This is a genomic window from Flavobacterium pygoscelis (genome assembly GCF_023162025.1).
Lineage (GTDB): Bacteria > Bacteroidota > Bacteroidia > Flavobacteriales > Flavobacteriaceae > Flavobacterium > Flavobacterium pygoscelis.
This window is the reverse complement of record NZ_JALNUB010000027.1, coordinates 3007-4283: the sequence shown is the minus strand read 5'-3', so window position 1 is coordinate 4283 and position 1277 is coordinate 3007. Positions and strand designations below refer to the sequence as shown.

Annotated in this window: 1 protein-coding gene; it reads left to right on the top strand. The window is 29.9% G+C overall.

Annotation, left to right across the window (positions count from 1 at the left end; genetic code table 11):
- Positions 1-669 precede the first annotated feature (669 nt).
- On the top strand, positions 670-1277 hold a 608-nt coding region (locus MW871_RS16090), incomplete at its 3' end, for a GNAT family N-acetyltransferase (RefSeq protein WP_248429406.1).

Genomic DNA, 1277 nt, shown 5'->3' with positions numbered 1-1277 from the left:
TTGCGGGTTTAGTGGAATTAACGTTTTTATTCATATCTTCGTTTCGGTAGAATATACTCTGCTAGAAAATCCGCAACCACGTCAAGCGCCAAGACGTTATGCGTCAGCAGGTTGGATCGCACAGAAAAAGAAGAAATTAAAGCTTGAAAACGGAAATGCAAAACTTTGAAAGCGTAATTTTTATCGTTTTTTTTAGCTTTTAAAAAAGAAAAATGAAACTTGATCAACTTTGCGGAAAGCAGAAACCTGAAAATTGAATTTGATTAAGTTTATAGAATGTGGAAACTTGAATATTGGAATCTGATTAAGATTTTGGAAAACAGAAACTTAATAAAATTGGCTGAATATTGAAATGGAAATTAGAAACTTGAAAAGTAAAATTTTTGCGATTTTTTTTTGATTTTTAAGGTCAAAATAGATGTTTAAAACTGAATAAAATAATTAAATTCGGAAAAGCCAATTGAAATAAATTGGAATGGACAAATATACAACATATACTGCCGAACGCATAACAGCCGTTTGCCGTGATTGCGGGTTTAGTGGAATTAACGTTTTTATTCATATATTCGTTGCGGTAGAAAATACTCGGCTTCGAAAGTCCGCAACCACGGCAAGCGCCAAGACGTTAGTGGCAAGCAATCCAAAAAAAAACGAATAAAAAACTGACAAATGAATTTAGATTTTACAACAGATTATATTTTAGAAAATGATTATGTTTCATTAAGACCATTAAAACTTTCTGATAAAGAAAAACTAATGGAGTATTCTATTAATGAACCTGAAATTTGGAAGTTTAACATTAATGGTGGTAATGGCAAGGAAAATTTTGAAAAATATTTTGATACTGCAATTAAGAATCTTGATGAAAATAAAGAATATCCATTTATTGTTTTTGATAAAAAAAAGAATGAATATGCAGGTATGACAAGATTTTATGCTATTTCTAATGAATTTAAGCGACTTGACATTGGTTATACTTGGTATGGCAATAAATTCCAAGGAACAGGAGTAAATAAAAATTGTAAATATCTATTGCTTGAATTCGCATTTGATAAACTTCAATTTACAAGAGTTGGTTTTGGAGCAAACAGCAAAAACGAAAGAAGTATTAATGCAATGAAAAGTATTGGTTGCAAAGCAGAAGGAATTTTAAGAAATTTTAGTAAAGACGCTGACGGAAATACTATTGATGCCACAATATTTAGTATTTTAAAAAGTGAATGGAATGAAAGTGTAAAAAATGATTTGAAAATAAAGAGTGAAAATTTTGCCAGCCA